General features: G+C 41.2%; 33 protein-coding genes and 1 pseudogene. 20 read left to right on the top strand and 14 right to left on the bottom strand.

Going from position 1 to position 26,604, the window contains the following annotated elements; translation table 11 throughout:
* Window positions 1–71: 71 nt before the first annotated feature.
* Window positions 72–1,289: a glycosyltransferase family 87 protein gene (locus tag ABIB50_RS01020; RefSeq protein ID WP_429376484.1), complete on the bottom strand. Its 1,218-nt coding sequence runs from the start codon at window positions 1,287–1,289 to the stop codon at window positions 72–74.
* Window positions 1,290–1,369: 80 nt separating this feature from the next.
* Entirely contained in the window at window positions 1,370–2,584 is a 1,215-nt protein-coding gene (locus tag ABIB50_RS01015; protein WP_429376483.1) for an NAD(P)/FAD-dependent oxidoreductase, read from the bottom strand.
* On the opposite strand from ABIB50_RS01015, the gene ABIB50_RS01010 reads away from it, so the two are divergent.
* The 5 genes from ABIB50_RS01010 to purE all read left to right on the top strand — a co-directional run bounded on the left by ABIB50_RS01010 (window position 2,583) and on the right by purE (window position 6,010).
* Window positions 2,583–3,197, top strand: a complete 615-nt coding sequence (locus ABIB50_RS01010; protein ID WP_429376481.1) for an NADH-quinone oxidoreductase subunit A — start codon at window positions 2,583–2,585, stop codon at window positions 3,195–3,197. The genes ABIB50_RS01015 and ABIB50_RS01010 overlap by 2 nt on opposite strands.
* On the top strand, window positions 3,190–3,672 hold the full coding sequence (locus ABIB50_RS01005) for an NADH-quinone oxidoreductase subunit B (RefSeq protein ID WP_429376480.1): 483 nt from the start codon (window positions 3,190–3,192) through the stop codon (window positions 3,670–3,672). Before ABIB50_RS01010 ends, ABIB50_RS01005 begins: the two co-directional genes overlap by 8 nt.
* A gap of 20 nt (window positions 3,673–3,692) precedes the next feature.
* Window positions 3,693–4,160 (top strand): hypothetical protein, encoded by a 468-nt coding sequence (locus tag ABIB50_RS01000; RefSeq protein ID WP_429376478.1) that lies wholly within the window; start codon window positions 3,693–3,695, stop codon window positions 4,158–4,160.
* A gap of 96 nt (window positions 4,161–4,256) precedes the next feature.
* Window positions 4,257–5,396, top strand: a complete 1,140-nt coding sequence (locus ABIB50_RS00995) for a 5-(carboxyamino)imidazole ribonucleotide synthase (RefSeq protein WP_429376477.1) — start codon at window positions 4,257–4,259, stop codon at window positions 5,394–5,396.
* Between the two features lie 116 nt (window positions 5,397–5,512).
* A complete protein-coding gene (gene purE / locus ABIB50_RS00990) occupies window positions 5,513–6,010 on the top strand; it encodes a 5-(carboxyamino)imidazole ribonucleotide mutase (protein WP_429376475.1) in 498 nt (165 codons plus the stop codon).
* Here the strand turns inward: purE and ABIB50_RS00985 are convergent.
* From ABIB50_RS00985 to ABIB50_RS00975, 3 genes are all read right to left on the bottom strand, one after another.
* Window positions 6,007–6,414 carry a hypothetical protein gene (locus ABIB50_RS00985; protein WP_429376473.1) on the bottom strand — a complete coding sequence of 136 codons (408 nt, stop codon included), beginning with the start codon at window positions 6,412–6,414 and terminating at the stop codon, window positions 6,007–6,009. The genes purE and ABIB50_RS00985 overlap by 4 nt on opposite strands.
* Window positions 6,415–6,574: 160 nt before the next feature.
* Window positions 6,575–6,994 (bottom strand): hypothetical protein, encoded by a 420-nt coding sequence (locus tag ABIB50_RS00980; protein WP_429376471.1) that lies wholly within the window; start codon window positions 6,992–6,994, stop codon window positions 6,575–6,577.
* A 34-nt stretch (window positions 6,995–7,028) separates the two neighbouring features.
* Window positions 7,029–7,592, bottom strand: a complete 564-nt coding sequence (locus ABIB50_RS00975) for a YqgE/AlgH family protein (RefSeq protein WP_429376469.1) — start codon at window positions 7,590–7,592, stop codon at window positions 7,029–7,031.
* A gap of 108 nt (window positions 7,593–7,700) precedes the next feature.
* On the opposite strand from ABIB50_RS00975, the gene pdxH reads away from it, so the two are divergent.
* The 3 genes and pseudogenes from pdxH (at window position 7,701) to ABIB50_RS00960 (ending at window position 10,093) form a co-directional block, all read left to right on the top strand.
* Entirely contained in the window at window positions 7,701–8,348 is a 648-nt protein-coding gene (gene pdxH / locus ABIB50_RS00970; RefSeq protein ID WP_429376468.1) for a pyridoxamine 5'-phosphate oxidase, read from the top strand.
* A pseudogene (locus tag ABIB50_RS00965) lies at window positions 8,345–8,806 on the top strand (NADH-quinone oxidoreductase subunit C); the annotation flags it as partial. The gene pdxH and the pseudogene ABIB50_RS00965, both read left to right, overlap by 4 nt.
* Before the next feature lie 159 nt (window positions 8,807–8,965).
* Entirely contained in the window at window positions 8,966–10,093 is a 1,128-nt protein-coding gene (locus ABIB50_RS00960; protein WP_429377452.1) for an NADH-quinone oxidoreductase subunit D, read from the top strand.
* Window positions 10,094–10,196: 103 nt separating this feature from the next.
* On the opposite strand, the gene ABIB50_RS00955 is transcribed toward ABIB50_RS00960, so the two are convergent.
* On the bottom strand, window positions 10,197–11,294 hold the full coding sequence (locus tag ABIB50_RS00955) for a S1C family serine protease (RefSeq protein WP_429376466.1): 1,098 nt from the start codon (window positions 11,292–11,294) through the stop codon (window positions 10,197–10,199).
* Between the two features lie 13 nt (window positions 11,295–11,307).
* Window positions 11,308–11,880, bottom strand: coding sequence for an RNA polymerase sigma factor (locus ABIB50_RS00950; RefSeq protein ID WP_429376465.1), 573 nt, complete (start codon window positions 11,878–11,880; stop codon window positions 11,308–11,310).
* A gap of 237 nt (window positions 11,881–12,117) precedes the next feature.
* On the opposite strand from ABIB50_RS00950, the gene ABIB50_RS00945 reads away from it, so the two are divergent.
* The 4 genes from ABIB50_RS00945 to ABIB50_RS00930 all read left to right on the top strand — a co-directional run bounded on the left by ABIB50_RS00945 (window position 12,118) and on the right by ABIB50_RS00930 (window position 13,382).
* Window positions 12,118–12,366 carry a hypothetical protein gene (locus ABIB50_RS00945; protein WP_429376464.1) on the top strand — a complete coding sequence of 83 codons (249 nt, stop codon included), beginning with the start codon at window positions 12,118–12,120 and terminating at the stop codon, window positions 12,364–12,366.
* Between the two features lie 171 nt (window positions 12,367–12,537).
* Window positions 12,538–12,720 carry a hypothetical protein gene (locus ABIB50_RS00940; protein WP_429376462.1) on the top strand — a complete coding sequence of 61 codons (183 nt, stop codon included), beginning with the start codon at window positions 12,538–12,540 and terminating at the stop codon, window positions 12,718–12,720.
* A 164-nt stretch (window positions 12,721–12,884) separates the two neighbouring features.
* Window positions 12,885–13,070 carry a hypothetical protein gene (locus tag ABIB50_RS00935; protein ID WP_429376460.1) on the top strand — a complete coding sequence of 62 codons (186 nt, stop codon included), beginning with the start codon at window positions 12,885–12,887 and terminating at the stop codon, window positions 13,068–13,070.
* A gap of 132 nt (window positions 13,071–13,202) precedes the next feature.
* Window positions 13,203–13,382, top strand: coding sequence for a hypothetical protein (locus ABIB50_RS00930; RefSeq protein WP_429376459.1), 180 nt, complete (start codon window positions 13,203–13,205; stop codon window positions 13,380–13,382).
* Window positions 13,383–13,455: 73 nt separating this feature from the next.
* On the opposite strand, the gene ABIB50_RS00925 is transcribed toward ABIB50_RS00930, so the two are convergent.
* Together ABIB50_RS00925 and ABIB50_RS00920 are read right to left on the bottom strand one after the other, a co-directional pair.
* Window positions 13,456–13,908, bottom strand: a complete 453-nt coding sequence (locus ABIB50_RS00925) for a PA2169 family four-helix-bundle protein (RefSeq protein ID WP_429376457.1) — start codon at window positions 13,906–13,908, stop codon at window positions 13,456–13,458.
* Between the two features lie 64 nt (window positions 13,909–13,972).
* Window positions 13,973–14,143, bottom strand: a complete 171-nt coding sequence (locus ABIB50_RS00920; protein ID WP_429376455.1) for a hypothetical protein — start codon at window positions 14,141–14,143, stop codon at window positions 13,973–13,975.
* A gap of 173 nt (window positions 14,144–14,316) precedes the next feature.
* On the opposite strand from ABIB50_RS00920, the gene ABIB50_RS00915 reads away from it, so the two are divergent.
* From ABIB50_RS00915 to ABIB50_RS00895, 5 genes are all read left to right on the top strand, one after another.
* Window positions 14,317–15,816, top strand: coding sequence for an ATP-binding cassette domain-containing protein (locus tag ABIB50_RS00915; RefSeq protein WP_429376454.1), 1,500 nt, complete (start codon window positions 14,317–14,319; stop codon window positions 15,814–15,816).
* Between the two features lie 119 nt (window positions 15,817–15,935).
* The gene (locus tag ABIB50_RS00910) at window positions 15,936–17,450 is read left to right on the top strand and encodes a PAS domain-containing sensor histidine kinase (RefSeq protein WP_429376452.1); all 1,515 of its coding nucleotides are present in this window, start codon (window positions 15,936–15,938) and stop codon (window positions 17,448–17,450) included.
* Between the two features lie 133 nt (window positions 17,451–17,583).
* On the top strand, window positions 17,584–18,108 hold the full coding sequence (locus tag ABIB50_RS00905) for a DUF2975 domain-containing protein (protein ID WP_429376450.1): 525 nt from the start codon (window positions 17,584–17,586) through the stop codon (window positions 18,106–18,108).
* 2 nt (window positions 18,109–18,110) lie between these two features.
* The gene (locus ABIB50_RS00900) at window positions 18,111–18,317 is read left to right on the top strand and encodes a helix-turn-helix domain-containing protein (RefSeq protein ID WP_429376448.1); all 207 of its coding nucleotides are present in this window, start codon (window positions 18,111–18,113) and stop codon (window positions 18,315–18,317) included.
* 252 nt (window positions 18,318–18,569) lie between these two features.
* The gene (locus ABIB50_RS00895; protein ID WP_429376446.1) at window positions 18,570–19,694 is read left to right on the top strand and encodes a CofH family radical SAM protein; all 1,125 of its coding nucleotides are present in this window, start codon (window positions 18,570–18,572) and stop codon (window positions 19,692–19,694) included.
* Between the two features lie 55 nt (window positions 19,695–19,749).
* Here ABIB50_RS00895 and ABIB50_RS00890 read toward each other — a convergent pair whose 3' ends face one another.
* Together ABIB50_RS00890 and ABIB50_RS00885 are read right to left on the bottom strand one after the other, a co-directional pair.
* Window positions 19,750–20,589 (bottom strand): ferritin-like domain-containing protein, encoded by an 840-nt coding sequence (locus tag ABIB50_RS00890; RefSeq protein WP_429376444.1) that lies wholly within the window; start codon window positions 20,587–20,589, stop codon window positions 19,750–19,752.
* Between the two features lie 13 nt (window positions 20,590–20,602).
* Window positions 20,603–21,322: a ferritin-like domain-containing protein gene (locus tag ABIB50_RS00885; RefSeq protein ID WP_429376442.1), complete on the bottom strand. Its 720-nt coding sequence runs from the start codon at window positions 21,320–21,322 to the stop codon at window positions 20,603–20,605.
* A gap of 347 nt (window positions 21,323–21,669) precedes the next feature.
* Between ABIB50_RS00885 and scpB the strand changes: the two genes are divergently transcribed.
* The 3 genes from scpB (at window position 21,670) to ABIB50_RS00870 (ending at window position 23,736) form a co-directional block, all read left to right on the top strand.
* A complete protein-coding gene (gene scpB / locus ABIB50_RS00880; RefSeq protein ID WP_429376441.1) occupies window positions 21,670–22,230 on the top strand; it encodes an SMC-Scp complex subunit ScpB in 561 nt (186 codons plus the stop codon).
* A 130-nt stretch (window positions 22,231–22,360) separates the two neighbouring features.
* On the top strand, window positions 22,361–22,546 hold the full coding sequence (locus ABIB50_RS00875; RefSeq protein WP_429376439.1) for a hypothetical protein: 186 nt from the start codon (window positions 22,361–22,363) through the stop codon (window positions 22,544–22,546).
* Window positions 22,547–22,614: 68 nt separating this feature from the next.
* A complete protein-coding gene (locus tag ABIB50_RS00870) occupies window positions 22,615–23,736 on the top strand; it encodes a GNAT family N-acetyltransferase (protein WP_429376437.1) in 1,122 nt (373 codons plus the stop codon).
* A gap of 79 nt (window positions 23,737–23,815) precedes the next feature.
* Here ABIB50_RS00870 and ABIB50_RS00865 read toward each other — a convergent pair whose 3' ends face one another.
* The 3 genes from ABIB50_RS00865 to ABIB50_RS00855 form a co-directional block, all read right to left on the bottom strand.
* Complete coding sequence (locus ABIB50_RS00865; protein WP_429376435.1) at window positions 23,816–24,157, bottom strand: helix-turn-helix domain-containing protein; 342 nt, start codon at window positions 24,155–24,157, stop codon at window positions 23,816–23,818.
* Between the two features lie 74 nt (window positions 24,158–24,231).
* Complete coding sequence (locus tag ABIB50_RS00860; RefSeq protein ID WP_429376433.1) at window positions 24,232–25,590, bottom strand: UDP-N-acetylmuramate--L-alanine ligase; 1,359 nt, start codon at window positions 25,588–25,590, stop codon at window positions 24,232–24,234.
* A gap of 72 nt (window positions 25,591–25,662) precedes the next feature.
* Window positions 25,663–26,511 (bottom strand): universal stress protein, encoded by an 849-nt coding sequence (locus ABIB50_RS00855; protein WP_429376431.1) that lies wholly within the window; start codon window positions 26,509–26,511, stop codon window positions 25,663–25,665.
* Between the last annotated feature and the right edge of the window lie 93 nt (window positions 26,512–26,604).

Genomic DNA, 26,604 nt, shown 5'->3' with positions numbered 1-26,604 from the left:
ATAAGTTTGACAGAGTATTTGGACAACATTAATACCGAGAGGATATATTGTCAAGATGTAAGCTATAGTGATCAACTAATCTTCATTAACCAATCTTTACCCTTAAACCGATCGAATTGCTGGTCAATCTTTGATTTCTGTTTTACAAAATCATTAAACAGCAATTCATAAACAATTTTTCCCCAGATGATGATTACCGGCCAGGCCTTTATAGAGTAGCGAGCGATATATGGTTGGCGAATAAACTTAGGTACGGCGTCTGTCAGGCCCAACCCTGTTATTACCAATACCAATACCAGGAATATAATATTGGTGGTACTATAAGGCTTATCCTGTATCAGCATCCAGATAAATACTCCGGTTACAGCTATAATATAGGTGGGATGCTCGGCGCCGGTGCTAAATATCACTATAAATATTAATGCCGATGCCAGCGTTTGGATACGATATTTAAATGATTTATACTGGCTGAATCTTAGTAAAGGCAGCAAGAACAATAAGGCACCTGCGGCAATAAACGGCGGGTTAGGGATGTTAATATTGCCTGTAACGCGCCTTACAACCCCCATTACACAAATATCCTGCGGCGAATCAAAATAGGCGTTTAGTCCTACCTTTCCATGCAACGCGCTCAACCATTGCGGGTACGAGTTCAATACATAAGCCGGGCTGCTTATCAACATCGGCAACGCCAAAAACACCACCGACCATATTGCCGACCATAACACAAACCTGCCCTTGTTTTTCGAGAATAAAAAGAAAGTAAGGCCGATTATTGGATAGAGTTTAATTAAAGTCCCCAACACAATAAACAATGTTGCCCATTGCTCGCGCCCACGCTCAACCAAAATAAAACTGAGCAATATCATGGCCGTTATAGCCGGGTTAAACTGCATGTAAAATATGGAGTTGGCGTATTCTATAGCACAGAGCAGCAGTAGTTGATTTTTCTGCCGTTGAGTAAAAGGCAGCAAATGTATGGCCATTAAAATAGCTATGGCGTTGGCAACCTCCCATAATAAAAAACCCCAGCCATGCGGCAATAATGCCGAGGGCGCTATGATAGCCGGGAAAACGGGTCCGTAAAAATACTCGTCGCCGTACTCCAGCGGATAAAAGCCGTACAAGGTTTTTTCTTCGCGCGCGTGATAGTATGATGCACGGAAGATCTTGTAATTGTTATCAATATTACGGGTGTATTTAAACAAGGTGGTATAAGCAGCCACAGCAATGTACAATACCCAAAGCCATTGATAACCGTTTAAATATAGAACCCGCTTATTGCTCATGGCGACAAATATAATATTTTAGTGGTGAGTAGCGGGTTGTGAGTTTTGAGTGTAATTTGAATTCGGCTTAGCCATTAAATCTATAGGTTCTGTGCGATGACAAACCCGCTGGCCCAGGCCCATTGAAAATTATAGCCACCCAGCCAGCCGGTAACATCAACACACTCGCCGCCAAAAAACAGGCCGGGTATTTTTTTTGCTTCTAATGATTTTGAAGAAAGTTCATCTGTTGATACGCCACCACGCATAACCTCGGCCTTATCATACCCCTTATCGCCGGCAGGCTTTACTTTAAAGTTATGGATAAGATCAGCTATTGTTTCCAGGTCGGCTTTGCTTAGCGATGCCAGGTTCTTCTCTATCGGCAAATAACCATCTAATGCTTCGGCAAACTTGCGGGTGTATATGGTCGATAAGAAATTCAGTAATATCTTCTTGCCATTCACTTCGCGCTCTTCATTTATAAGCTCAATAATATTTTCGTTTGGCAATAGGTCGATGTAGATAAACTCGCCTGCTTTCCAATAAGATGAGATCTGTAATATCGCCGGTCCGCTAAGTCCCCAATGAGTAAACAGGATATTCTCTTCAAAACTGGCCCTGTCGTTCCAAACCCTGCAAAAAATACTGTTGCCCGAGAGTTGTTCATACCATTGTTGATCTTTGCCTGTAATGGTAAGCGGCACCAACGCGGGCGCCGTGTCCACTATTTTCATATCGAATTTACGGGCGGTGCGCAAGCCAAAATCAGTAGCACCCATTTTTTGTATAGGCAGGCCGCCGGCAGTTATCACAACTTTAAAAGTTTGTAATTTCACCTCGCGTCCGTGCTTTTCATAAATCACTTCAAAACCGTTGGCGGTTTGCTCAATACTTTTAACATCAGCCTCACAGCGGACCTCCTGCCCCAGGTCATCACACAGATCAGTAAAAACTTTTACAATATCGCGTGCCTTATCACTGGTGGGGAATAGCTGTCCCAATGTTTTTTCCTTCCCTTCAATACCATAGGTTTCAAAAAAGCTGATGGTATCATCAACTGTCCATTGCGCAAAAGCCGATTTACTAAAATGCTCATTCTGAGATATAAATTGCTTTGATGATGCGTACAGGTTAGTATAATTACAGCGCCCGCCTCCGCTTATCAATATCTTCGCGCCTACCTTGTCGTTCTTTTCTAATACCAGCGTGCGCTTGCCTAAAAATCCGGCCTGCACAGCACACATTAACCCACACGCGCCACCGCCAATAATTATAGCATCAAAATCTGTTTGTTTTATTAAATTTGCCGGCATGGTTGAAGTTTCGCAAATATCAGAATTTGGAAAGATACTTATCTTTTTAATTACAGGAATAATCCTGGTGGGCCTGATGTTTTTTGCAAACCGCTTAATTGCCCCCCATAACCCCACACCCGAAAAGCTAACATCGTACGAGTGCGGCGAAGAACCAACCGGCAATGCCTGGCTACCTTTTAACTCGCGTTTCTATGTAATTGCCCTTATATTTTTATTGTTTGATGTGGAGATGGTGTTCGTTTTCCCTTGGGCAACGGTATTTGGGAACCACGAAATTATTGCTGCCGACGCGCGCTGGGGCTGGTTCTCTTTAGCAGAGATGTTTATTTTCCTGGGGATATTGATACTGGGCCTGGTGTATGTATGGTGCAAAGGCGACTTGGACTGGATAAAACCCAAACCCGAAACACCTGTAACAAACACCAATATCCCGGCATCATTATATGATCAGTTAAACATTGAACAAAGTGTTTTTAAAATTAGAGAATTTGCTTTAGAGCCAACACCAACAGCTGCTGCAATTGCTACTCCAGCCGCTGCTACAACAGCGCCTGCTCCTATCCGCAAACCTATGTTTAAGCCTACCTTTAAAAAATCAACCGATGAGTAACTATATTAACAGCGAGGGCGGCGGCGTAATAGTCACCAAGTTAAACGATCTGCTAAACTGGTCGCGGCTATCATCGCTTTGGCCAATGGGTTTTGGTATAGCTTGCTGCGCTATCGAAATGATGGGGTCGTACGCTTCTACGTATGATTTGGATAGATTAGGTGTTTTCCCGCGTCCATCTGCACGCCAGGCTGATGTTATCATCATAGCCGGCACCGTAACTTTTAAAATGGCCGAGCGCATTAAACGTCTGTACGAGCAAATGCCCGAGCCGCGTTATGTTATCTCCATGGGATCATGCTCCAATTGCGGTGGCCCTTACTGGCAACACGGTTATCATGTTGTAAAAGGTGTCGACAAGGTTATACCTGTTGATGTTTATGTACAAGGCTGCCCACCACGCCCTGAAGCTTTGATAGGCGCCATTATCGAGCTGCAAAAAAAGATAGAGGGCGAACAGTTGATAAATGGCTGATCAAATTATATTTTTGATACATGCCAACTAAAACATTCTACAACAACGCTTTAAAAACCATCCTTTGGTTAGGATTAGTAACCGGAACACTTGATGCGGCCTGGGCCATAATGTTTAATTTAAACCTTGGCCCCGAAGTTATTTTCAGGTACATTGCCAGCGGCATGTTTGGCAAAGCCGCCTTTGCAGGCGGGCCCGAAATGATTGTTGCCGGTGTGGTATTTCATTATTTGACAGCCTATTTATTTACCACTGCGTTTTATGTTTGGTATCCCGCCTTCCTGACTGGGTTAAAAAATAAATATATCGTGGCTATTGTTTATGGTGCCTTTGCATGGATGATCATGAACCTGGCGGTAATTCCGCTAAGTAAAATAGGTACGTTCCCTGCTCATCCACTTCCAATTATAAAAGGGGTGTTGGCATTGATAATATGTATTGGATTGCCTGTTGTTTTGGTAGCGGATAAACACAATAAGCAATCGTAAATCATAGCGACGGGTTTTAAACCCATCGCTATCATGTGCACAATCCCAAAATTCCTCATCAATTTTTGAAAGATTAACGGTAAACTTGCATTATCAATGAAAGCATTTTACGGAGATCTGAAACTGGGCATTTTAGGCGGCGGACAATTGGGCCGCATGCTGATACAACAAGCTATTAATTATAACGTAACGGTTAAAATTTTGGACCCCGACCACGAGGCTCCCTGCCGCAAGCTATGTGATGAATTTGTGGTTGGATCGTTGGGCGATTATGAAACCGTTTATAAATTCGGCAAAAAGGTTGATCTGCTTACCATCGAGATTGAGAAGGTAAATGTAGACGCGCTGGAGCAACTCGAAAAAGAAGGGATATTAGTTTATCCCCAGCCAAGAATTATTCGCCTGATACAGGATAAGGGCTTGCAAAAGCAATTTTTCAAAGAGAATGGAATCCCTACTGCCGAATTTAAGCTGATAACAGCTGTTAATGATCTGCAGCAAGTTGAGTTCCCTTACCCCTACATTCAAAAATTAAGGCGTGATGGCTATGACGGCCGCGGCGTTTATAAAGTGGTTGACAAAAGTTACCTGGCCAACGCTTTTACCGAGCCGAGCATAGTAGAACGTTTAATTGATTTTGAAAAAGAAATAGGTGTAATTGTGGCCCGTAACGAAAGCGGCCAGGTTAGCACTTTCCCGTTGGTCGAAATGGAATTTAACCCCGAAGTTAATTTGGTTGAATTCCTGATATCTCCATCTACCCTATCCGCAGAGATCCAGGAGGAGGCCGAACGTATCGCCAAAAAAATAGCCGAGGATCTTAAAATAGTTGGCTTGCTGGCTGTCGAGATGTTTTTAACTAAGGATGGTACGATCTTGGTAAACGAACTTGCCCCACGCCCGCATAACAGCGGCCATCAAAGTATTGAGGGGAATGTAGTTTCGCAGTTCGAGCAGCATTTACGCGCTATATTTAACCAGCCGTTAGGCGATACCACCTGCCTAAGCAATGCCGTAATGATAAACGTTTTGGGCGAACCCGGCTTTGAAGGCCCGGCCGTTTACCAGGGAATAGAAAAAATATTAAAATGCCCGGGCGTATATGTACATTTATATGGCAAAGCATTAACAAAGCCATTTAGAAAAATGGGGCATGTTACCATTGTAGATGCCGACAGGGCGAAAGCGATCGAAACGGCGAGGTTCGTTCAAAAAACTTTGAAAGTTATTAGTTAGTTATACAATTATGTCGTTGCGAGCGTAGCATTGCAATCTTAAGGAGAAAATTAGAAGATTAGCATAGTTCGCGATTGCTTCGCCGTTGCTCCTCGCAATAAGAATGAAAATAAAATATGAACCAACCAATCATCGGAATAATAATGGGCAGCAAATCGGATCTACCGGTTATGCAGGACGCTGCCGACGTATTAGCAGAATTAGGCGTTGCCTATGAAATTACGGTAGTATCGGCTCACCGCACGCCTGATCGTATGTTTACTTACGCCCGCGAGGCTGCCGGTCGTGGCTTGAAAGTTATTATTGCGGGTGCAGGCGGCGCGGCGCATTTGCCGGGTATGGTGGCATCGTTAACGCATTTGCCGGTTATTGGTGTACCGGTTAAATCAAGCAATTCTATTGATGGCTGGGATTCTATCCTCTCTATCCTGCAAATGCCAAACGGCATCCCGGTTGCAACTGTAGCTTTAAACGCTGCTAAAAATGCGGGGATCCTGGCAGCCCAGATCATATCAACGGCTGATGAAGCTGTAGTTAAAAACCTGATCGCCTACAAAGAGGCTTTGAAGAAAAAAGTTGAGGAATCGGCGGAGGAAATGAAAACAAACAACTAATCAAACACCACAGTATTATCTCCGGACTCTTTATTCACATGGCAATTACAACCGCCCGAGATCTTTAACGTCACTGTTTTGGTTTGGCCTGTAGTTGGGCTGGTGCCTGATACTACTACATCATCGCCTTCATTAGAAAACTTGCTTCGCATATTATCATCTGCTACAGCATAAGTACCCGGGTACGCATCTAACTGAGCTGTCGGAAGTAATTTTTCGTGCGTACGTTGATTAACGGCACTATAATTTTGGACGCTTACGCCCTGGCCATTTCTATCTGCAAAATGCACAGTAATTATAGCAAACAGGTATGTACATACCTGCGTACCACAGGCTTGTTGGTTACTTTTATGGCAGCTAATGCAGTTGATAATTAATAACAGGGCGCCTAATTTCTTGAACATAATACTTTGATTTTATGCTGAAACGTAAAATATTGCTTAGGCGCTACATTGCATGAAATTATTGAGAGAATTTTTAATGCGCCATCAAATTGACCTGAGTGAGTTATAACACAAACAGCCCATAAACGGACAGTTTTAAATGCGTACAACCCTGAGCACTCTAATTAAACACAATAGTAGTCTCGCCCGATATTTTCTCTACATGGCAATTACATCCACCTGATATTTTATAAGTTACTGTTTTGGTTTGGCCTGTAGTCGGGCTGGTTCCTGATACTACTACATCATCGCCTTCGGTCGAAAAATCTTTTTTTCCATTATCATCAGCAACAATATAATACCCTGGTTCGGCGGGGCCACCGGTAGGGCTGGCCGGTACTGTACTTTGTTTGGTACGCTGGTTAATGGCACTAAAATTTAGCACCGATGCAGGGCTGCCATTAAAATCTGCAAAATGCACACCTATCTGCGCAAAAACAAGAGTACATGTTTGGGTACCACAAGCAGCTTGTTGCTGGGCTTTATGGCAGCTAAAAAAGCCGGCAATTAGTATAAATACAGCTATTTTCTTAACTATCATGATACGAGTTCTTTAATTTAAAACTACTGATTCCTTAATTCAATTGTGGGTTTTCAGGGAAATTAGCAATGTGAGCATACCTGCTGCCCAGGCTTATCACTACTTCCTTCCACATATTTTCTTCTGAAACGTTAAAAAGAGTATCCGCGCTACACTTCTCTGCAATTATCCAGCTATTTTCTTTTAGCTCTTCGTCTAGCTGGCTTGGGGTCCAGCCCGAGTAGCCCATAAAAAATTTTATTTCAGTTTGGTTTAGTTGATAACTTGATATCAATTCTTTTATAATTTCAAAATCGCCGCCCCAAAATATACCATCGCAAATTTCAATGCCGCCTTCAATTTTATCAGGTACGCAATGTATAAAGTGCAGGGTATTGGCAGCAACCGGCCCGCCAATATAAACCGGGATTTCAGAGTAGGAAGTATCGGGCAAAACATCCCCCAGCAAATACTCGCTTTGATGATTTAAAATAAAGCCCATGGCGCCGCTCTCGGCATATTCTGTCAATATAATAACTGATCTTTTAAAGTTTGGATCCAGCATAAATGGTTCCGAAATTAACAAGCGCCCAGCGGCGGCTGTGATAGTATTTAGCATAGGCTTATTTTTATATTACGACTAAATTAACAAGGTAACGTAAAATATGTTCGGCATGTATACAATATTAACTATTTACGGTATAATTAATTTGTAAGTTTGCAGTAAATGAATAAAGAAGAATTACAGAATTTAAGACAGGATTACAGCGCTGCAACTTTATCAGAAACCAGCATAAATGTAAACCCGATAAAACAGTTTGATATATGGTTTAATGAGACTGTTGCAGCCGAAATACCTGAACCGAACGCCATGACACTGGCCACCGCCACTCCTGATGGCCGCCCGTCTGCCCGTATAGTTTTGCTAAAGGGTTTTGACATGAATGGTTTTGCTTTTTACACCAACTACCTAAGCCGTAAAGGAAAAGAGCTGACCAAGAACCCAAATGCTGCAATTGTATTTTTTTGGGGAGAGCTGGAAAGGCAGGTGCGTATTGAAGGCACTATAGAGAAATTGAGCAAAGAGCAATCTGAAAAATACTTTCAATCGCGGCCTAAACTAAGCCAGATAGGTGCTTTAGCATCGCCGCAAAGCCAGGAGGTCCCTAACCGTGAACAACTGGAGGCTAAAATGAGCCAGCTGGAAGCCGAGTATGGCGATAACGAAATACCAAAACCATCTTTTTGGGGCGGTTATATTTTAAAGCCACGCTTGATAGAGTTTTGGCAGGGACGGCCAAGCCGCCTGCATGACCGTATCGCTTATAAAAAGATCGATAACAAAAACTGGAAAAAAGTACGCCTTGCCCCATGATTTTTGAGGATATTAAACTTTTACTTACAGAGAAGTTTGGTGCCGAAATAATTGTTGGCGAGGAACTTACCGGCCTGCAGCCTGCGCTGCTGATTGACCCCGACCGGATTGATGCCGTATGTTTGGAGTTACGCAATAATCCAAAAACATACTTTGATTTTCTTTCCTGCCTTACCGGGATTGATTATGGTGTTGAGGCAGGCAAGTTTGGTGTGGTTTATCAATTAGCTTCCATCCCTTATAAGTTACAGCTTACGCTTAAAGTTACTCAGGAAAACAACCGCGATGGCGATGAACTGCCAACGTTTAAAAGCCTGACATCAGTTTATAAAACTGCCGACTGGCATGAGCGTGAAGCTTATGACCTGACAGGTATATTTTTTGAAGGACATCCCGACCTTCGCCGTATTTTATTGCCTGATGATTGGGAAGGTTTCCCCTTAAGAAAGGATTATAAAGCCGCCCATTATTATAAAGGTATAGAGATCGGCTATCCCCCGGCGCCAACAGACCCGAATATAAAAATAGAATATCCCAATTTCAAGCCACTGGCTGCCAAATACAACCAGTCGATAATAAACTACAATCAAAAAATAGTTGCAGCATCCGTTGAGGACATGGTGCTTAACATGGGGCCGCAGCACCCGTCGACACACGGGGTTTTACGATTGGAGCTGATAACAGACGGCGAGATAGTTAAAGAAGTTATCCCGCATATGGGTTACCTGCACCGTTGTTTCGAGAAACATGCCGAGGCACTAACCTATCAGCAAACTATTCCGTTTACCGACAGGTTAGATTACCTGGCATCAATGAATAACAGCCACGCCTGGGTAATGGGTGTCGAACGGATGTTGGGCATTGATAAAGATATCCCCAAACGTGTCGAATATATCCGCGTGCTGGTTTGCGAGATGAACCGCATCGCATCGCACCTGATAGCGGTGGGTACTTACGGTATTGATATCGGGGCCTTCACCCCTTTCCTGTGGTTATTTAAGGACCGTGAGCATATTATGGGCATGCTGGAATGGGCATCAGGCTCGCGCATGTTGTATAACTATATTTGGGTAGGTGGTTTGTTTTATGACCTGCCGGTAGGTTTTGAAGAGCGCTGCCGTGAGTTCATTGATTACTTCAGGCCCAAAATGGTACAGCTTAACCAGCTTTTAACTGATAACCAGATCTTTATCAGTCGCACAGCAAATGTTGGTGTATTGCCCCGCGATGTAGCCATTAGCTATGGCTGCTCGGGCCCTATGCTGCGTGGCTCAGGTTTAAAATGGGATCTGCGCCGTATTGACGGTTATTCTGTTTACTCTGAACTTGATTTTGAGATCCCGATAGGAACAGGTCAGATGGGTACCGTAGGCGATTGCTGGGACCGCTATAAAGTGCGTATAGACGAAATAGAACAATCCTTACGCATTATGGAGCAATGTCTTGACCGCCTGCAAAAGGAGTTAAAGCGCACCCCGGATTTTGATCCGCGTGCTAAACTACCCCGCAAGCTCACCCCAAAACCACAAGATTATTATGTAAGATGCGAAGGCGCCAAAGGCGAGCTTGGCTTTTACTTTATGCATACCGATCCACGATCGGAAGTGCCGTTTCGCGCCAAGGTGCGTGCACCAAGTTTTAATAATTTATCGGTACTGCCAGAAATTTCGAAAGGTGTTATGATCGCTGACCTGATAGCTATCTTTGGTTCAATCGATATTGTTTTGGGGGAAGTGGATAGGTAAGTTTTTCTTCTCTCAATCGTTTAAATGACAATTATTAAAATTATTTATATACAAGAAAGGCGCTATAAAAGCGCCTTTTCCCGTTCATAGGTAAATGGTGTATTTATTGATTATAAACCTTAACCATAAATACAAAGTTCTTAACTTTCGCTGTTTTCTGCGCTTCGGTTAAACCAGTTAGCATATTCTTTTTACTTAAAACAATTTTGTTATCTAAAGAATCAGCAGGGATGTTTTTGATAGCATCCAATAAGTATTTTGTTTTGATAGCGAAGTGCACGCCCTCAAACGTTGATTGTTTTGAATCGGTAATACCAATTACGTTGCCTCTGCTATCCCATAACGGGCCGCCGCTATTACCCGGGTTAATGGCCATGCTAATTTTATAATGTAAGGTATCACCGTTTTGTCCGTATAGTGATGATAAGTAACCTTGGTTATAATTCTCTATACCCTCAGGATAACCATACGTCGAGATCTGCTCGGCTATACTTCCTTCGGCTCTTTTAAAAGTGTATGGTACTGTAGGCAAGTGCTTGAAAGTACTATCAGTTATTTTTAAGATAGCGATATCATGCTCCGGCTCAGTGTATATCACATCAGCTTTAAAAGTAATACCATCAGCATTTTGTAACGATACAGCAGAAGCGTCGCGCACAACATGGTAGTTAGTGGCAATTAACCCATCAGATGTGATGGCAAAACCGGTACCTGTGGCGCTATATCTTTCAACAGCCGGAGCGCCTTTACCCGATTTAATGTCATTTATAGATTTGATAGCGCTATTGGTAGATTTATGCAACAGGTTAACCTCGCTCTTTAACTGCTCTATATTGCTATCGCTGTTAAATTTACCGGTAACCAGCATAAAGGTTAAAATACCAAATATAGCTACCGATGCCGCTACAGATATTTTTGAATGATGGTTGCGCCACATTTGTACGATCCACACGGGGTGAATCATCAGGCTCTCTTTAAGTGTATGCACATCAATCTCATCATGGATAGCATCTAAACGGCTCTCCAGCTCAACACGCTCGCCATATTGCTTAAGCAGGTTGGTGAAAAATTTATGTTCAACAACTTTACTGTCCAGCTCGGCATCTTCTTTACGCAGCAATTCAAATTTCTTACGCTCATCGGCTTTCATTTCGCCGTTAAGGTAACGTTCAATTGTTTCTAAAAGTTGATTTTCACTCATATCTTACTCCTCCTTATTTCTGCTGAAAAAATAATTTTTTCAGCCTTTGCAGGCATTTATATTTTTGTGTTTTGGCGTTGTCTGCATTAGTATAGCCAAAACGTTCGCAGATATCCTGCATTGATTTATTGTTAATGTAAAAGTCTTCCATTATGGTTTTGCAGGGCTCACCCAATAATTTAAGCGCGCCTTCCATTTTAGTAAACTGTATGTTACGGTCGTTATGTTGTTCCTCATCTTCTTCCTCAATCGGCAAAAACTCCTGGAAATCTCTTATATCACCACCATAACGGTTAAGCTGGCTCAGTCTTTTTAACCAAAGCCTGCGGCAGATAGAATAAATGTAAGTTTTAAGTTTACTGCTTAACTCAAAATCGCCGGCCTTAACCTTATTATAAAGAACTATTATAGCTTCCTGGTAAATATCCTTTGCATCGTCCTCGTTGCCATTGTTGTTGATGATTAGCTGTAATACCATCGGGAAGTAAGCCGTATACAATCGTTTTAAAGCGCTTTCCGAATTATTTAGTATCCCAAGAATAACCTCGCTGTCTGTTGGCGCTGAATCTTTTAAGTGTTTATTCACAAGTTATATACATTACTTAATACTATTTATACCAAATGGTAACCCAATACCGGTAATAAAAATCTAAATTAAAATAAAAATCGCGGTTAGCGCCCTAAAAAATCTGCCAGGCGCGCATCAACCCATTAACCTTTTAGTTTGCAAACAGTTAAATACCGCTTATAAATTATTTGGCATGTTTAATGTATAGGGGTTATCATATATTTTAACCGCTACTTTAAATTAAAACGAATAACCATGAAAAGCACATTAAAAAACGGCCTTTTAGCTTTAGTTGTCACTGCATCATTTGCAGCCTGCAAGGGCAAGAACACCTCGACTGTCGATTCCGTAAAAACTGATTCATCTACAGTTGTCACCAACACTGATACCACTTTGAAAGACACCAACACCATGATGCCCGACTCTTTAAGGAAAGACACTACTATAAGCACACAAAAAACTGAGGTTAAAACCAAAACTACCGAGGTGCATAAAAAACCTTAAGGGGCTATCTGATATTTATTCGCAAAGGCGGACTAATTGGCGCGCCTTTGTTTTTCTAATCTAATTCTAATCTCGTTCTAATGTGGCGTTAAAAACTATTAGCTAACATTGAAAAATTGCAACCTATTTAGATTGCTGTTAGTTAATACTCACTTTAAAACCAAAAACAAGATGAAAAATTCATTCAAAATTGCAGCTATCGCTTTAGTTATGGCTTCTTTCGTTGCTTGCAAAGGCAAATCAACTACCACTACAGATTCAGTAAAAACTGATTCAGTAAAAACTGATACTACTGTTAAAGTTGACACTGCGAAAAAAGACACTACTAAAAAAGATACTACTAAAAAGATGTAGTCTTTGTTAAAATTTTAAAGTCGATTATTTAGTTTTTTTTAAGGGAGCCATTGTGTATACAGTGGCTCCCTTTTTTGTTGGTAAATTTTTCATGCAGTTATACATAGGGTTACCTTTCGGTATTTATCGTATTAAACTATACAAACCATTTAAACATTTACATCATGAAAAATTTATTGAAGATTGCCGCCATAGCTTTGGCCATTACCTCATTTGCTTCTTGCGGAGGCAGCACAACTGTTAAACAAGTTGATTCAGTTAAAAAAGACACCACAATTGTGGGCGATTCGACGCATAAAGACACTACTACGGTAACAACAAGCGTTAAAAAAGATTCGGTTAAAAAATAAATTTTTCACTTTTTATACTTGATTATTAGTTTTTTAGCAAAGGGTAGCACATTATTTTACAAATAGTGGGTTACCTTTTGTTGTTTATTGTATTAATATCAAAACTATATAGTCACTTTAAAAAATTTTAACATGAAAAATTCATTCAAAATCGCAGCATTAGCATTAGTTGTTTCTGCTTTCGTTGCTTGCAAAGGTTCAAGCACTGCTACTACAGATTCAGTAAAAACTGATTCAGTTAAAACTGACACTACAGTTGTTGATACTGCTAAAGTTGACACTGCTAAAGTTGATACAGCTAAAAAAATGTAATTCTTTTAGTTACAACAAAAAAGCCTCCCGGTTTACCGTGGAGGCTTTTTTTGTTTAATAGTGTTTCTTGAAATTAATTCGCTACTGAATCGCGCAGGGCTTTGATCTCATCATGTGATTGATCAAGGATCATTTTTTGATCGTTCAATATATCCCTTATATAAGCCGGCAAATGCTCTCCGTCTAAAGCTGATTGGTAAGCTTTTTTAATCGCATCCTCGCCAAACTCGCAATCCTCTAAAATACTGTGGCTGCTATGACCGGTAAATTTGGCCTTAAGCTCTAACCAGGTACGGTGTATAGTACCGCTTACGCTGGTGCTGGTATCGCCATCGGCACCCAAAACCTGTACTTCTTCTGTCAGGGTTGATCTAAACTGCTGGCTCTCCAGTATCTTGTTATTAAAAACAGATACCAATTCTGCGTCTTCAGTTTCTTTAACGGCATTTTCGTACCCTTTAATACGGTCGTTGTTAATTTGAACCAGGTCGTTCAAAGTTTCGATTGTTGCTTTATTGTTTTCCATTTTTATTGGTATTTATGTAACTTGATATAACCAAAAGCGGGCCAAAAATTAACTTTAAACTAATTTATTTTCCACCACCTGTAAACATCGAGAACAGCCATATAATTACAGCAACCACAACTACTATAGCCAATATGCCTACAAAAACACCGGCTTTAAAAATACCTGTTATAACAGAGCAGCCACTTAGGGCAATCATTGCCAAAAGGATTAGAGAAATGTTTAATTTTTTCATGGTTTAAATTATTTCTGTTTTACATACAATAACTAAGCCTATCGTTTAAACTTTAAAATTAGCTTAGTATTACCTTGGCTGTGCGCTGCATAATGTATAGCAATGGGTACACCCTATCCTTTATTTAGAAATTAGCCGAATTATTGCCCGGTATATATTTATTTTTACCGCCTATGGCACCTCCTGTTTTTTCTGCGCGGCAAATTACCGTACGGTCTGTAAATGGATTATTATTTAGCAATTTAACCTTCACTATAAATAAAGGTAAGAACTGGGCGCTGGTTGGCGAAAGCGGATCGGGCAAAAGCGCTTTGCTGCAAACCATTGCCGGTAATTTTAATGTAACCGGCGGCGAGGTTCGTTATCATTTTTTTGAAGATTACCTGCAACAACATCCCGGCAGCCCTGAACACCTAACGCATCATAAACTGGTGGCCATGGTTGAGGCTAAACATCATTTTAAGAACCTGAGCAATACCGGCGATTTTTATTACCAGCAACGCTATAACTCGATGGATAGCGAGGATGCCCTAACAGTTGCCCAGTACCTGCATACCATAAAACCGGCGTCGCAGCCAAACTTGTACTGGCATTTTGATAAGATCATTACCACGCTAAAGCTGGACAGGCTAAGCCATAAGCAACTCATCAAACTATCAAACGGCGAAACCAAAAGGTTAAGGATAGCTGCCGCCTTGTTAAAGAACCCTGCATTGTTGTTGCTGGATAGCCCGCTAACCGGCCTTGATGTGCAAACGCGGCAGGAGTTTAATGCGATAATTAAGGAGATAACTGCGTCCGGAATTTCCATTGTCATGGCTACATCGCCTTATGAAATACCGGATGCGATAACCAACATAGCTGTATTAAAAAAGGGCGCCATCATAAATACGTTTAGCAAAGCTGATTTTAAACCTGAACTGGTTGCTCCGCATGACGATGATGTGATAGATAGGGCCGAGCTAAGATCGCTGTTAAATACCCATGAGGCTGAGACCTATCGGCATATCATCAGCATGAATAAAGTGCATGTTAAATATGGCGACAATGTGATTTTAAATGATGTAGACTGGGAGGTAAGCGCCGGCGACCGCTGGGCATTGCTTGGCCGTAACGGGGCGGGTAAATCAACCCTGTTAAGCTTAATAAACGGCGATAACCCGCAGGCATATGCCAACGACATGATTTTATTTGACAAACAACGCGGCACCGGCGAAAGCATCTGGGATATTAAAAAAAAGATAGGTTTTGTATCGCCCGAGCTGCACCAGTATTTCCCTACCGATAATAGTTGTTTGCAGGTGATCGAGTCGGGTTATTATGATACTTTAGGTTTATTCAGACCCAGCAATAAACAAAAAGCCGAAACCGCGCTGCGCTGGATGAAGGCCCTGGAGATAGATCAATATGCCCGCACCTTATTAAAAAACATACCCGCCAGCGCACAGCGCCTTTGCCTGCTGGCCCGGGCATTAATAAAGAACCCACCCCTGCTGATATTTGACGAACCCTGCCAGGGGATGGACACTCACCAACAGCAGCATTTTAAAAATTTGGTTGATACTATTTGCAGCCTGAGTAAGGTAACATTAATATATGTTACGCATTATCAGCACGAGATACCGGAGAGTGTGGATAAAGTTTTAAAGTTGGAGAAAGGTTGTGTGATTTAGTTAGATTGTACCATTTTTTGAACGATAAACGTATAAGCTCAAATTATTAAATATTTAATCTTGATAACACTAAAAAGCATTTTTACAACAAAATGAAATATTAATGGTTTATTTGTTTAATGGATAAAAACATGCCCAGCCAATCTCCTCCGTTGTCAGATCATATCAGTTTAACAGACCAAAAGCAGGCCATACTTGCCTCTATTATAGCTACTTCTGATGACGCCATTATTAGTAAAACGCTCGATGGCATTATTAATAGTTGGAACCCGGCGGCCGAGCGTATGTTTGGCTATACCGAAGCAGAAGCCGTGGGTAAGCATATTTCGCTCATCATTCCGCCCGATAGACTTAGTGAAGAAGATGTCATAATTGGTAACATCTCAAAAGGTAATAAAATAGACCATTTTGAAACCATGAGGATGGCGAAGAACGGCAGTCTTATTCCCATATCAGTTACCGTTTCACCAATTACCGACCCTTCGGGCAGGGTGATTGGAGCTTCTAAAATAGCACGCGATATCAGTATCTATAAACAAAACAATGAGAAACAGGGTATGCTGGCTGCTATCGTCGATAGCTCGGACGATACCATCCTGAGTAAAACGCTTGAAGGTATTATAACCAGTTGGAATAAAGCAGCCGAAAAAATGTTTGGCTATACAGAGCAAGAGATCGTCGGTAAGCATATTTCAACAATTATCCCTCCGGAACGGCTCCAGGAAGAATCTTTTATCATCGGCGAGATCACTAATGGCCGAAAAGTAGATCATTTTCAAACTGTTCGCCAGGCTAAGGATGGCCGGCAAATCTCACTGTCGCTTTCTGTATCTCCTATTATTGATGATAACGGCAAGGTCATTGGTGCATCAAAAATAGCACGCGACATTAGCGAACACATAAACGCTCAGGAAGAAAAAGCCCGGCTATTTGAGCAGGTTAAAGCGCTTAATGACAAAAAAGACGAATTTATAGGATTGGCCAGTCATGAACTTAAAACACCCTTAACCAGCATCAGCGGTTACCTGCAGTTATTGGGTACTATTGTAACCGATGAAAAAGGTAAGCGGTTTGTAGCCAAAACCATTCTCCAGGTTAAAAAGTTGAACGCATTGGTATCAGACTTGCTGGATGTATCGAGTATTGAAGCCGGAAAATTGCGGTTTAACATAGAGCGCTTTGATATTCGCCAGGTTATTGAAAACGTGATCGAACTTTTTGCACATGGCAATAACAAACACAAAATTACCCTTGAAACCGACATCTCAGAATTATATGTTAACGGCGACGCACACCGGATTGAGCAGGTGATTAATAACCTGCTTACCAATGCCATCCGTTACGCACCCGGTTCTAACCAGATCATTATATCACTCAGGCGTGAAAAAAATAACATTAAAGTAGGTGTCCGAGATTTTGGCGTAGGTATTCCACCGGAAAAATTGAAACAAATATTCTCACGGTTTTATCGCGTGGAGGAAGGTAGTCCAAACATATCAGGCTTAGGTATTGGCCTTTTTCTTTCTGAAGAGATAATAACCCGGCATAACGGCGAAATTTGGGCCGAGAGTGAGCCAGGTAAGGGCAGTACTTTTTGGTTTACGCTTCCATTGGAAGACACAATTACCAAATAACAAGCGTCGGGATTTGCCCCTGTCATCGCTTCGCTTAATCACACGGATATAAATATTTTTTTTATATTTATTGTTTATCAATAAAATATTATTGATATTTGATTTTTATTTAGCTAAAATCAATAAACAAAATATGAAAACAAGAACCGAACAAATTCTTAAAGTAATGAACGTACTGGCGTGGATAGCGTTCATCGGCCTGATGATAGAAGCCGGCGCAGTGCTGGTTTGCTATGGTATAAGTTATTTTAACCCGGATGCCGCTAAAAACCTGTATAGGGGGTGGAATTTATACCACTTGAAGCAGTTTAGTGGTTTTCATTACACTGTATCCGTTTTCTTTGACATCGCATTATCAACTTCAAGAGCATTTTTGTGTTTCCTGGTGATTAAAACGCTATCGAAGGTAAAACTTGCAAACCCTTTTACACTTGAAATAACGGCAATAATTGAGCAGATCAGTTATATATTAGTAGTAGTAGGACTGCTTGCCGGCCTTAATGATTTACACGCACATTATGTATTAAGTGTAACAGGCATAATTGAAATGAAGGTAGATGCAGGTGGCCATATATTTGTTGCAGGTTTGGTGTTTATAATTGCACAGATATTTAAACGCGGCATAGAACTTCAAACAGAAAACGACTTAACCGTATAATCATGGCTATCATTGTAAATTTAGATGTAATGATGGCAAAGCGAAAAATGTCGTTAAATGAGCTATCGGAAAAAGTAGATCTGACGCTGGCTAACCTCTCCATTCTTAAAACCGGCAAAGCAAAAGCTATCCGGTTTAGTACGCTGGAGTCGATATGTAATGCATTGGATTGCCAGCCGGGAGATCTGCTGGAGTTTGTGAAAGAGTGATATCGTTTAGCCTGTCGCGTAGACTCACCCGGTCTACGCTTCGCTGGACCACCCTCTCTTCCGCAAGCGGGAGAGAGGGTGGTTTTTACTATCGAACTTTTGCCCTCTTTCCCGCTTGAGGAAGAGAGGGCAGCGCTCGAAGAGTCGCGGGGTGAGTCCACGCTGACAGGTAAACGCTTAGCAGTACTTTTTTTTACACCCTACAGATATCCAACAACCAATCGTTACCTACAATATCCTTATATTTGTTGCATGAATACTGCCGATCTGTTACAGCGTGCTTCGCGGTTTGAATTTTTAAGTATCGAGGAAGGTGTTTACCTGCATCATAATGCATCAACCGCCGACCTGATGTACGTAGCTAACGAGCTGCGTAAAAAGCAAGTGCCACACGGTAAAGTAACCTGGCAGATAGATCGTAATGTTAATACCACCAATGTTTGTATAGCTAATTGCAAGTTTTGCAATTTCTTCCGCCGCCCTGGCCACGAGGATAGCTACATTACCGATATTGAGACTTATAAACAAAAGATAGAAGAAACCTTCCGCCTGGGCGGCGACCAGCTTTTACTGCAAGGCGGCCACCACCCTGATCTGGGATTGAGTTTTTATACAGACCTGTTCAGCAAACTAAAAGAGCTATACCCTACCCTTAAACTACACTCGTTAGGCCCGCCTGAGATTGCGCACGTTGCCAAGCTGGAGAACATGAGCCATATTGATGTGTTAAGGGCTATGAAGGAATCGGGCCTTGACTCATTACCCGGTGCAGGTGCAGAAATTTTAAACGACCGTGTACGCCGGCTGATATCAAAAGGCAAGTGCGGCGGTAAAGAGTGGCTGGATGTGATGCGTGCGGCTCACCAGTTAAACCTGCCAAGTTCGGCTACCATGATGTTTGGCCATGTGGAGACTATCGAGGAGCGTTTTGAGCACCTGGTTTGGATCCGCGAGGTACAAGCCGAAAAACCTGAGGGAAACTATGGCTTTATTGCTTTTATCCCCTGGCCGTTCCAGGATGACGGCACGTTGTTACGCAAGGTGCGCGGCATAACCAACAATGTAACCGGCGACGAGTATATCCGTATGATAGCCTTAAGCCGCATCATGCTGCCAAATATTAAAAACATACAAGCCTCATGGCTAACTGTAGGCAAACAAGTTGCCCAGATCTGCTTAAATGCCGGTGCTAATGATTTTGGTTCGATAATGATCGAGGAAAATGTAGTATCTGCCGCAGGCGCACCGCATAGGTTTACTGCCAAAGGTATCCAGGATTCTATAATAGCTGCCGGTTTTGAACCCCAGCTGCGTAACCAAAAATACGAGTGGCGCGATGTGCCTGCACAATTAGAAGAGCAGGTAATAAATTATTAAAAAAACGCCCCAACAAAAGTAAGGGCGTTTTTAAAACATAGATATTTAATATTAATTACTTCACACCAAAAGGAGCTACCAACGCAACTACCTGTGCAGAAGTTAAAGGTTCATCAAAGCTTTCGGTCGCAGCTAAAGTTGCGACGTTTCCGTTAACACCGGCTAAAGTGGTTATAGTTACGCCACCTTGTACCAGGTTATCCTCGCCCGCATAGTTGCCATTTACTGCAGCTATACCGGTATCATTTGCACCACTTATCCATGGTTTGGTAGTAGTTGCACCTCTTGATCTGCGGATCTGGCGTATTGCCGATGCGTGACGCGCCTCAACCGAATGAATATCCAACGCAGCGGTTAATACTACTTGATTACCTGCTAAAAAGCCGGCCTGGCCCTTATAGGCACGTACCCCGGTATCTTCAAAAGCTTGCGCTACTGCAAAATAAGTATCAACATTGCTTAATACAGTTGGGAAGGTACCACCGGCAGTAAAATCATACGTGCCGTTATTCCCTTGCGTATTTTGCGCCACAGCAGCTGATCCTAAAACACTTTTTAAAAATGCAACGTGCGCATTTTCATGTCCCTGTATAGTTACCAGGTAAGATTTTTCGGCTGCTGAAAAGCCTAAACTTGAAGCTACACCCGCATTATAAAAAGCTGCTTCAAGGTATTCCAGTTTTAAAGCGTAGTTTAATACATCGTTTACAGTTGGTGTAGCTGTTTGGCCATAAGCCTTTTTAAACAAGGTGCTAAAAGCAAATGGTAAAGCGGCTACTGCTACTTTCGATCCAAAGCTTGTTATGTTTTTTATCGCGTCGCGACGTGGGCTGATCCTGTCCTGAAACTCAGGGTCTGCTTTTTCTATTTCTTCTATTAATCCAAATAAATTCATGACTTTTCTGTTTTTAAGATGCTACATAACCATAATTAGACGCACTTACTTTAGTTGTAAGGTAAGTGTTTGCAATTGCCAATACCTGTGCAATAGTTTGCGGTTTGTCCATTCCGCTTGCATCCAGTATAGTACTGTCAGCAAAACTACCCGGGCTAACCAGGTTGCGGATGTATGCAGCATGGCGTGCTTCAACAGATACGATCTTACCGGCTAATAGCAAATACTCGGTGTTTTGGATAAGGTAACCTGCGCCGTTATATGCACTAACACCGGTATCTTCAAAAGCTTTGGCTGCTGCCAGCACCTGTGTACGGCTGCTAAAGTCAATAGCACTAAAGTTTGGAGTTAATGATACAATTGCGTTAGCACCTAATGCTGCCTTAAAAAACTGTCTGTGTGCAACTTCGTGGTCACGAATGTCAGTTAGTAACGCAATTTCATCTGCCGAAGCACCTGTGTACATGTGTGCGGCAACGTTAATATAAAAAGCGGCTTCAAGTTGTTCAAGCGCATAGGCGTAGTTTAATATTGCCAAATCGCCTTTAGCGCCGATATCAATACCGGTGTTTTTTGGCGGATCAACGGGCATACCCATGTTATTGTCAGTACCTTTGGTACAAGACGCTGCAGCAAGTACGCCAACAGCGGCGGCCCCGGCTCCGGCATAACGTAAAAACGACCTCCGGGCCATGTTCACGTCAGCATTTTCAATTAGTGTTTCTGTTTTCATAAGGAAGTAATTGATTGTTGTTTCAGATATGTTTTTAGTTGTTTGTTTACTGATGTTCCTTTTTTAGATACGCTTAATGTATTTGATGCGGTTTTCATATTTTCAATATCTTATCACTCCTTTCAGGAATTATTGATATTTTATTAAAAAAATGGTAAATAATTGCATTTTTTCTAATTTTCGTCCAAAATGGACGAGCCAATAACTATGCCACGTTTTATACCCAAGGCGACAATCAATTAACCTGCAATTAAAAAAATGTCAATTATTATATTTCCAGCTATATAGTGCCGTTTTTTTAAAAATAAACTTGTCACACCTGCGGGGAATACTAATTTTACTGAATAATGGAAAATCCTGAATTGTATATAGAGGCTCTTGTTTTTGCTTCGGAACAAAGCATACGTGTTGAAGAGATAGTGTATTGTTTGCAGGCGACTTTTGAACGCGATTTTTTGCTTGATGAGGTAACCGGCAGTATTGAAAATATAAAAACTAAATACTCGGCAGAAAACTTTGCCATCGAGTTGGTTAACCTGAGCAATGGTTACCAGTTTTTAACTAAAAAAACCTACCACCCGGTTATCAGCCTTTTACAATTACAACGATCAAAAAAGAAACTGAGCCAGGCCGCTTTAGAGACGTTGGCTATTATTGCTTACAAGCAGCCGGTAACTAAAACCGAAGTTGAGCAGATTCGCGGGGTAAACTGCGATTATTCGATACAAAAGTTGTTAGAAAAGGAGTTGATCGCAATAAACGGGAAGTCGGAAGCCTTAGGAAAACCAATTTTATATGGCACCAGCGCACTATTTATGGACTATTTTGGGATAAATAATATTCAAGAATTACCTAATATTAAAGAACTTATAGATAACTCTACATCAATTGGCGAACAACAAGAATAAATTTTAAATGTTTTTTCTTTCAAATTGATTTTTCGTTATTTTTACTAATAAATAACAACAACGTATCAGCATAGATTTTTGTAAATTCGTATAAGCTTATCCAATTTTATTTATAATAAACAATTACCGCATGGGAACGCCAAAAAAAATTGCAGACAAGAACATTCCAAGGGACACGGATGCAGAAGATGATGACGACGATTTGGAAACAACGCCTAAGAAAAAGGTAGTTGATGAAGACGAAGACTTTGATGGCCCTTTAGATGACCTGGGCTTTGAAGAGTTCGGCGACGATGACGATGACGACGATTATTAATAATTTATTACATAACGTATTTTAAAGCATCCCTTTCGGATGCTTTTTTTATATTTTTATAATCCTGCATGATCCTAACCGAAGTTAAAGACAAAGCCACTAAAAAAGATTTTTTAAACACAGCCCGCGTAATTTATAAAAATGACGACAACTGGGTTTGCCCGCTTGATAATGATATTGAAGCAGTGTTTGATCCGCTTAAAAATAATTTTCATCAATACGGCAAATGCACCCGTTGGATCTTAAAAAATGACAAAGGCGAATTGATTGGCAGGGTTGCCGCGTTTATCAACGAAAAGAAAGCTTATAACTATGAGCAGCCAACGGGCGGCATGGGCTTTTTTGAATGCATAAACGACCAACAAGCCGCCTTTATGTTATTTGATGCAGCTAAAAACTGGTTGCATGAAAACGGCATGCAAGCTATGGATGGCCCTATTAATTTTGGCGAAAACGATACCTTTTGGGGATTGCTGGTAGAGGGGTTTTCGCCGCCATCATACGGTATGAATTATAACCCGCCCTATTATCAGGCGTTTTTTGAAAACTACGGGTTTAAAAAAATGTACGAGCAGATAACCAACCATTTGGATGTAAATAAGCCCTTCCCCGAACGTTTTTATAAAATAGCTAAATGGGTTAGCCAAAAACCGGGGTATGAATTTAAACACCTGGAAGCAAAACAAATAAAAAAATTTGCTGCTGATTTTATTGAAATATACAACGATGCCTGGGTGGGATTTGAAAACTTTGTCCCTATTACTTACAACACTATATTAGAAAGCTTCACCAAAATGAAGCCAATTATGGATGAGAATTTAATTTGGTTTGCTTATGTCAATGGCGAACCAGCATCATTTAACATCGTATTGCCTGATGCCAACCAAATGCTAAAACCATTACACGGCAAGCTTGATTTAGTAGGTAAGCTTAAATTTTTATATTATAAATGGAAAGGCGTTACACGCATGCGGGCTATTGTAATGGGTACTAAACAAAAGTTTCAAAACCATGGCCTTGAATCGGCGCTATTTATAAAATTAGGCGAGTATGTGTTACCGCTTAAACAATATAACGTGTTGGAACTATCATGGGTAGGCGATTTTAACGAAAAGATGGTAGCCTTACACAAATCTATGGAAGCTACGTTTGCCAACAAGCATTTAACTATGCGTTATATATTTAATTAATTTACGGCAAAAAGAAAGGCTCATACATGCATAATGTAGCCTGTATAAGCCTTAATATATTAGATAAGCGTTACGCTAATTAAGCGGTAGCTTTATTATGCCTTAATTCCTCAAAAAGTTCAATAACTTTTTTCTGCAATTCTATAATTTCAACTTCCCTGTCGGTCAATTTTTTATTAACCAAATCCAGTTCGTTAACAAATTTCTGCTCTTGCTCCATGTCATTAAAAGTTAATAACTGGACTACCGACATCTCAAATAAATTGGAGATCTGTTCAAGACGAGATAAGTTAATATCAGTTATGCCTGTTTCAATTTTTGAAAAAGCAGGAATAGAAATATCTAACCTCTTTGCAACATCTTCCTGGCTCCATGCCTTCTGGTGACGTAATAGTCTGATTTTTTTTCCTAGTGACTTCATTTAGGGTCTGTAATAATAGGGTAAGGGTTTCTCAATAGTTAATAAAGTTACTAATATTTTTTTATTTAAAACAATTATTGTAATATTTTATTTTTAAGTTGAATCAGATCAATTCCACCAAAGTTTCCCGAACTCATCATTAACAGGTTGGCATCAACCAACTTAAGCTGTTGTAAATCAGTTAATAATAGTTGAGGATCATTAAAAAAAGTCAAATCATTTTTAGCAAAAGCAGCCTGTACCGTTTCGGCGGGATAGGGTTCCATCTTTTTTTGTTCGAAAGTTTTCTTATCAATAAAAACAATAGCAACATCGGCCTCATCCATGGTGCCGGCATATTGGGCTAAAAAATCTTTATTTAAACTACTAAACGTGTGCAGTTCAATGCAGGCTATTAGCTTCCTGTCCGGGAACTGGGTTTTAACGGCATGTATCGTTGCTTCTAATTTTGACGGCGAGTGGGCAAAATCTTTAAAAACGGTAGCGTTATCACTCTTACCAACCAGTTCTAACCTACGCGCCGCGCCTTTAAAGGTTGTAATATATCTATAAAAATCAGCTTTGCTGATGCCTAAGCCTTCGCATACCAAACGGGCCGCCTGCATGTTTAACAGGTTATGTTCGCCAAATACTTCAAGCGGATACTTTTCGCCATCAGACAAAATAGTGGTAATTCCATTTTCGATGCTGTACACAGGCAAATCGTAGGGTTGTTTGCTTACATGTGATTCATCCCCGGCAACCACTTCATTTAAAACCGCATCTGTCTCGCTGTAAATTAAAGTACCGCCGGGCTGTATAGTCTCAATAAAGATCTTAAACTGATCTATATAACTCTGGAAAGTAGGAAAAACGTTAATATGATCCCAGGCTATCCCGCTTATCACACCAATATTTGCTTTGTATAAATGAAACTTCGGCCGCCTGTCTATCGGCGAAGCCAAATATTCATCGCCCTCAATTACAATAATGGGTGCTTCTTTGGTTAGCTTCACCATTGTTTCAAAGCCTTCCAGCTGTGCACCAACCAGGTAATCAAAATCTTTACCTGCAGCTTGAAGGGCGTGTAAGATCATGGATGTAATGGTGGTTTTGCCGTGGCTACCCCCTATTACAACACGTAATTTATCTTTTGATTGTTCGTAAATGTATTCGGGGTAAGAGTAAACCTTAATACCCAGTTCCTGCGCTTTTAGTAGTTCAGGATTATCAATACGGGCATGCATGCCTAAAATAATGGCGTCCAGATCTGTAGTGATCTTTTCAGGATACCAGCCATTTTCCGCAGGTAATATGCCATACTTCGCCAGGCGCGATACAGAGGGCTCAAATAACACATCGTCTGATCCCGTTACTTCAAATCCTTTTTTATGCAGTGCAATGGCCAGGTTGTGCATAGCACTGCCGCCTATGGCTATAAAATGTACCCTCATGTATTTTTCGCAGGTTATGCTTGTAAACAGGTGCAAATTAACACAAAAACCATTGGCTTAACAAAGCATTTATCATTTCAATAACAGCACCGGCACCGCCGAGCTTGCTGCCAGTTGCTGCGACACACTATCATGCAGCAGCGACTGAAAAAAGCTGTATTTATGCGGTAGTGCTATTACCAATTGCGCGTCATTATCGGTAGCAAACTGCAATATCCCGTTTATTACATCCGGGCTGTTAACATAGCTATATTTGGGCTTATAAGGGGCAAGCATATCATACCAGGCGCTTCCTTCGGCTATACGTTCGGCATCACCCGCCTGGTGCTTGCTTTCTTTGTCGACATTAACCACCAGTAACTCAAACTTCTTCTTGTCAAGCAGGCGTGTTAGTGACGCTAACGGAACGGTATCCTTAACCTTTTCAAAATCGCAGGCTACAACTACCCTTTTAATGTCATTAAAACTATAGCCCGGCGGCACCACAACTACAGGCACCGGGCTGGCTTTTGATATGCTGACAACGTGGCTCCCTATATCCGAGTCGCTCCGGCTGCTGTTGCCCTTACTGCCTAAAATTACCAGGTCGGCATTTTTTGTAAATACGTTTTCGACCACAGCGCGTAATAAATGCGACCGGTTTAAATGGATACTGACCTGTACCCCTGCCCTTACCTTTTTGCTTAGCTTATCGCGTAAATGAGTAAGCTTTGTTATCCTGTCCGCCGCGTTTTGTTCTACCTCCTCTTCAAACACCTGCACCATATCCGGATTGGGTAACAACGTTTCAATAGGCGATACGTAATAAGCGTTTAGTAAAATGATGCTTTCAACATTGGTTTGTTTACTCAGTTCGGCAGCAAACCCGGCAGCGTTTATTGATGCGGGCGAAAAATCGATAGGTACAAGATAGGTCTTCATGACAGTGAAATTTAGATATATGTCTTTTTGACTTTTTTAGTCTAAAAGTTAATTACGGTACAAAGTTAATTGGTGCAGCAGTTTACTCTGTCA

This window comes from Mucilaginibacter sp. UYCu711 (genome assembly GCF_050433825.1).
GTDB lineage: Bacteria > Bacteroidota > Bacteroidia > Sphingobacteriales > Sphingobacteriaceae > Mucilaginibacter.
Note: the sequence above shows the minus strand (reverse complement) of the source record. Positions and strands in the feature narration are given on the sequence as shown.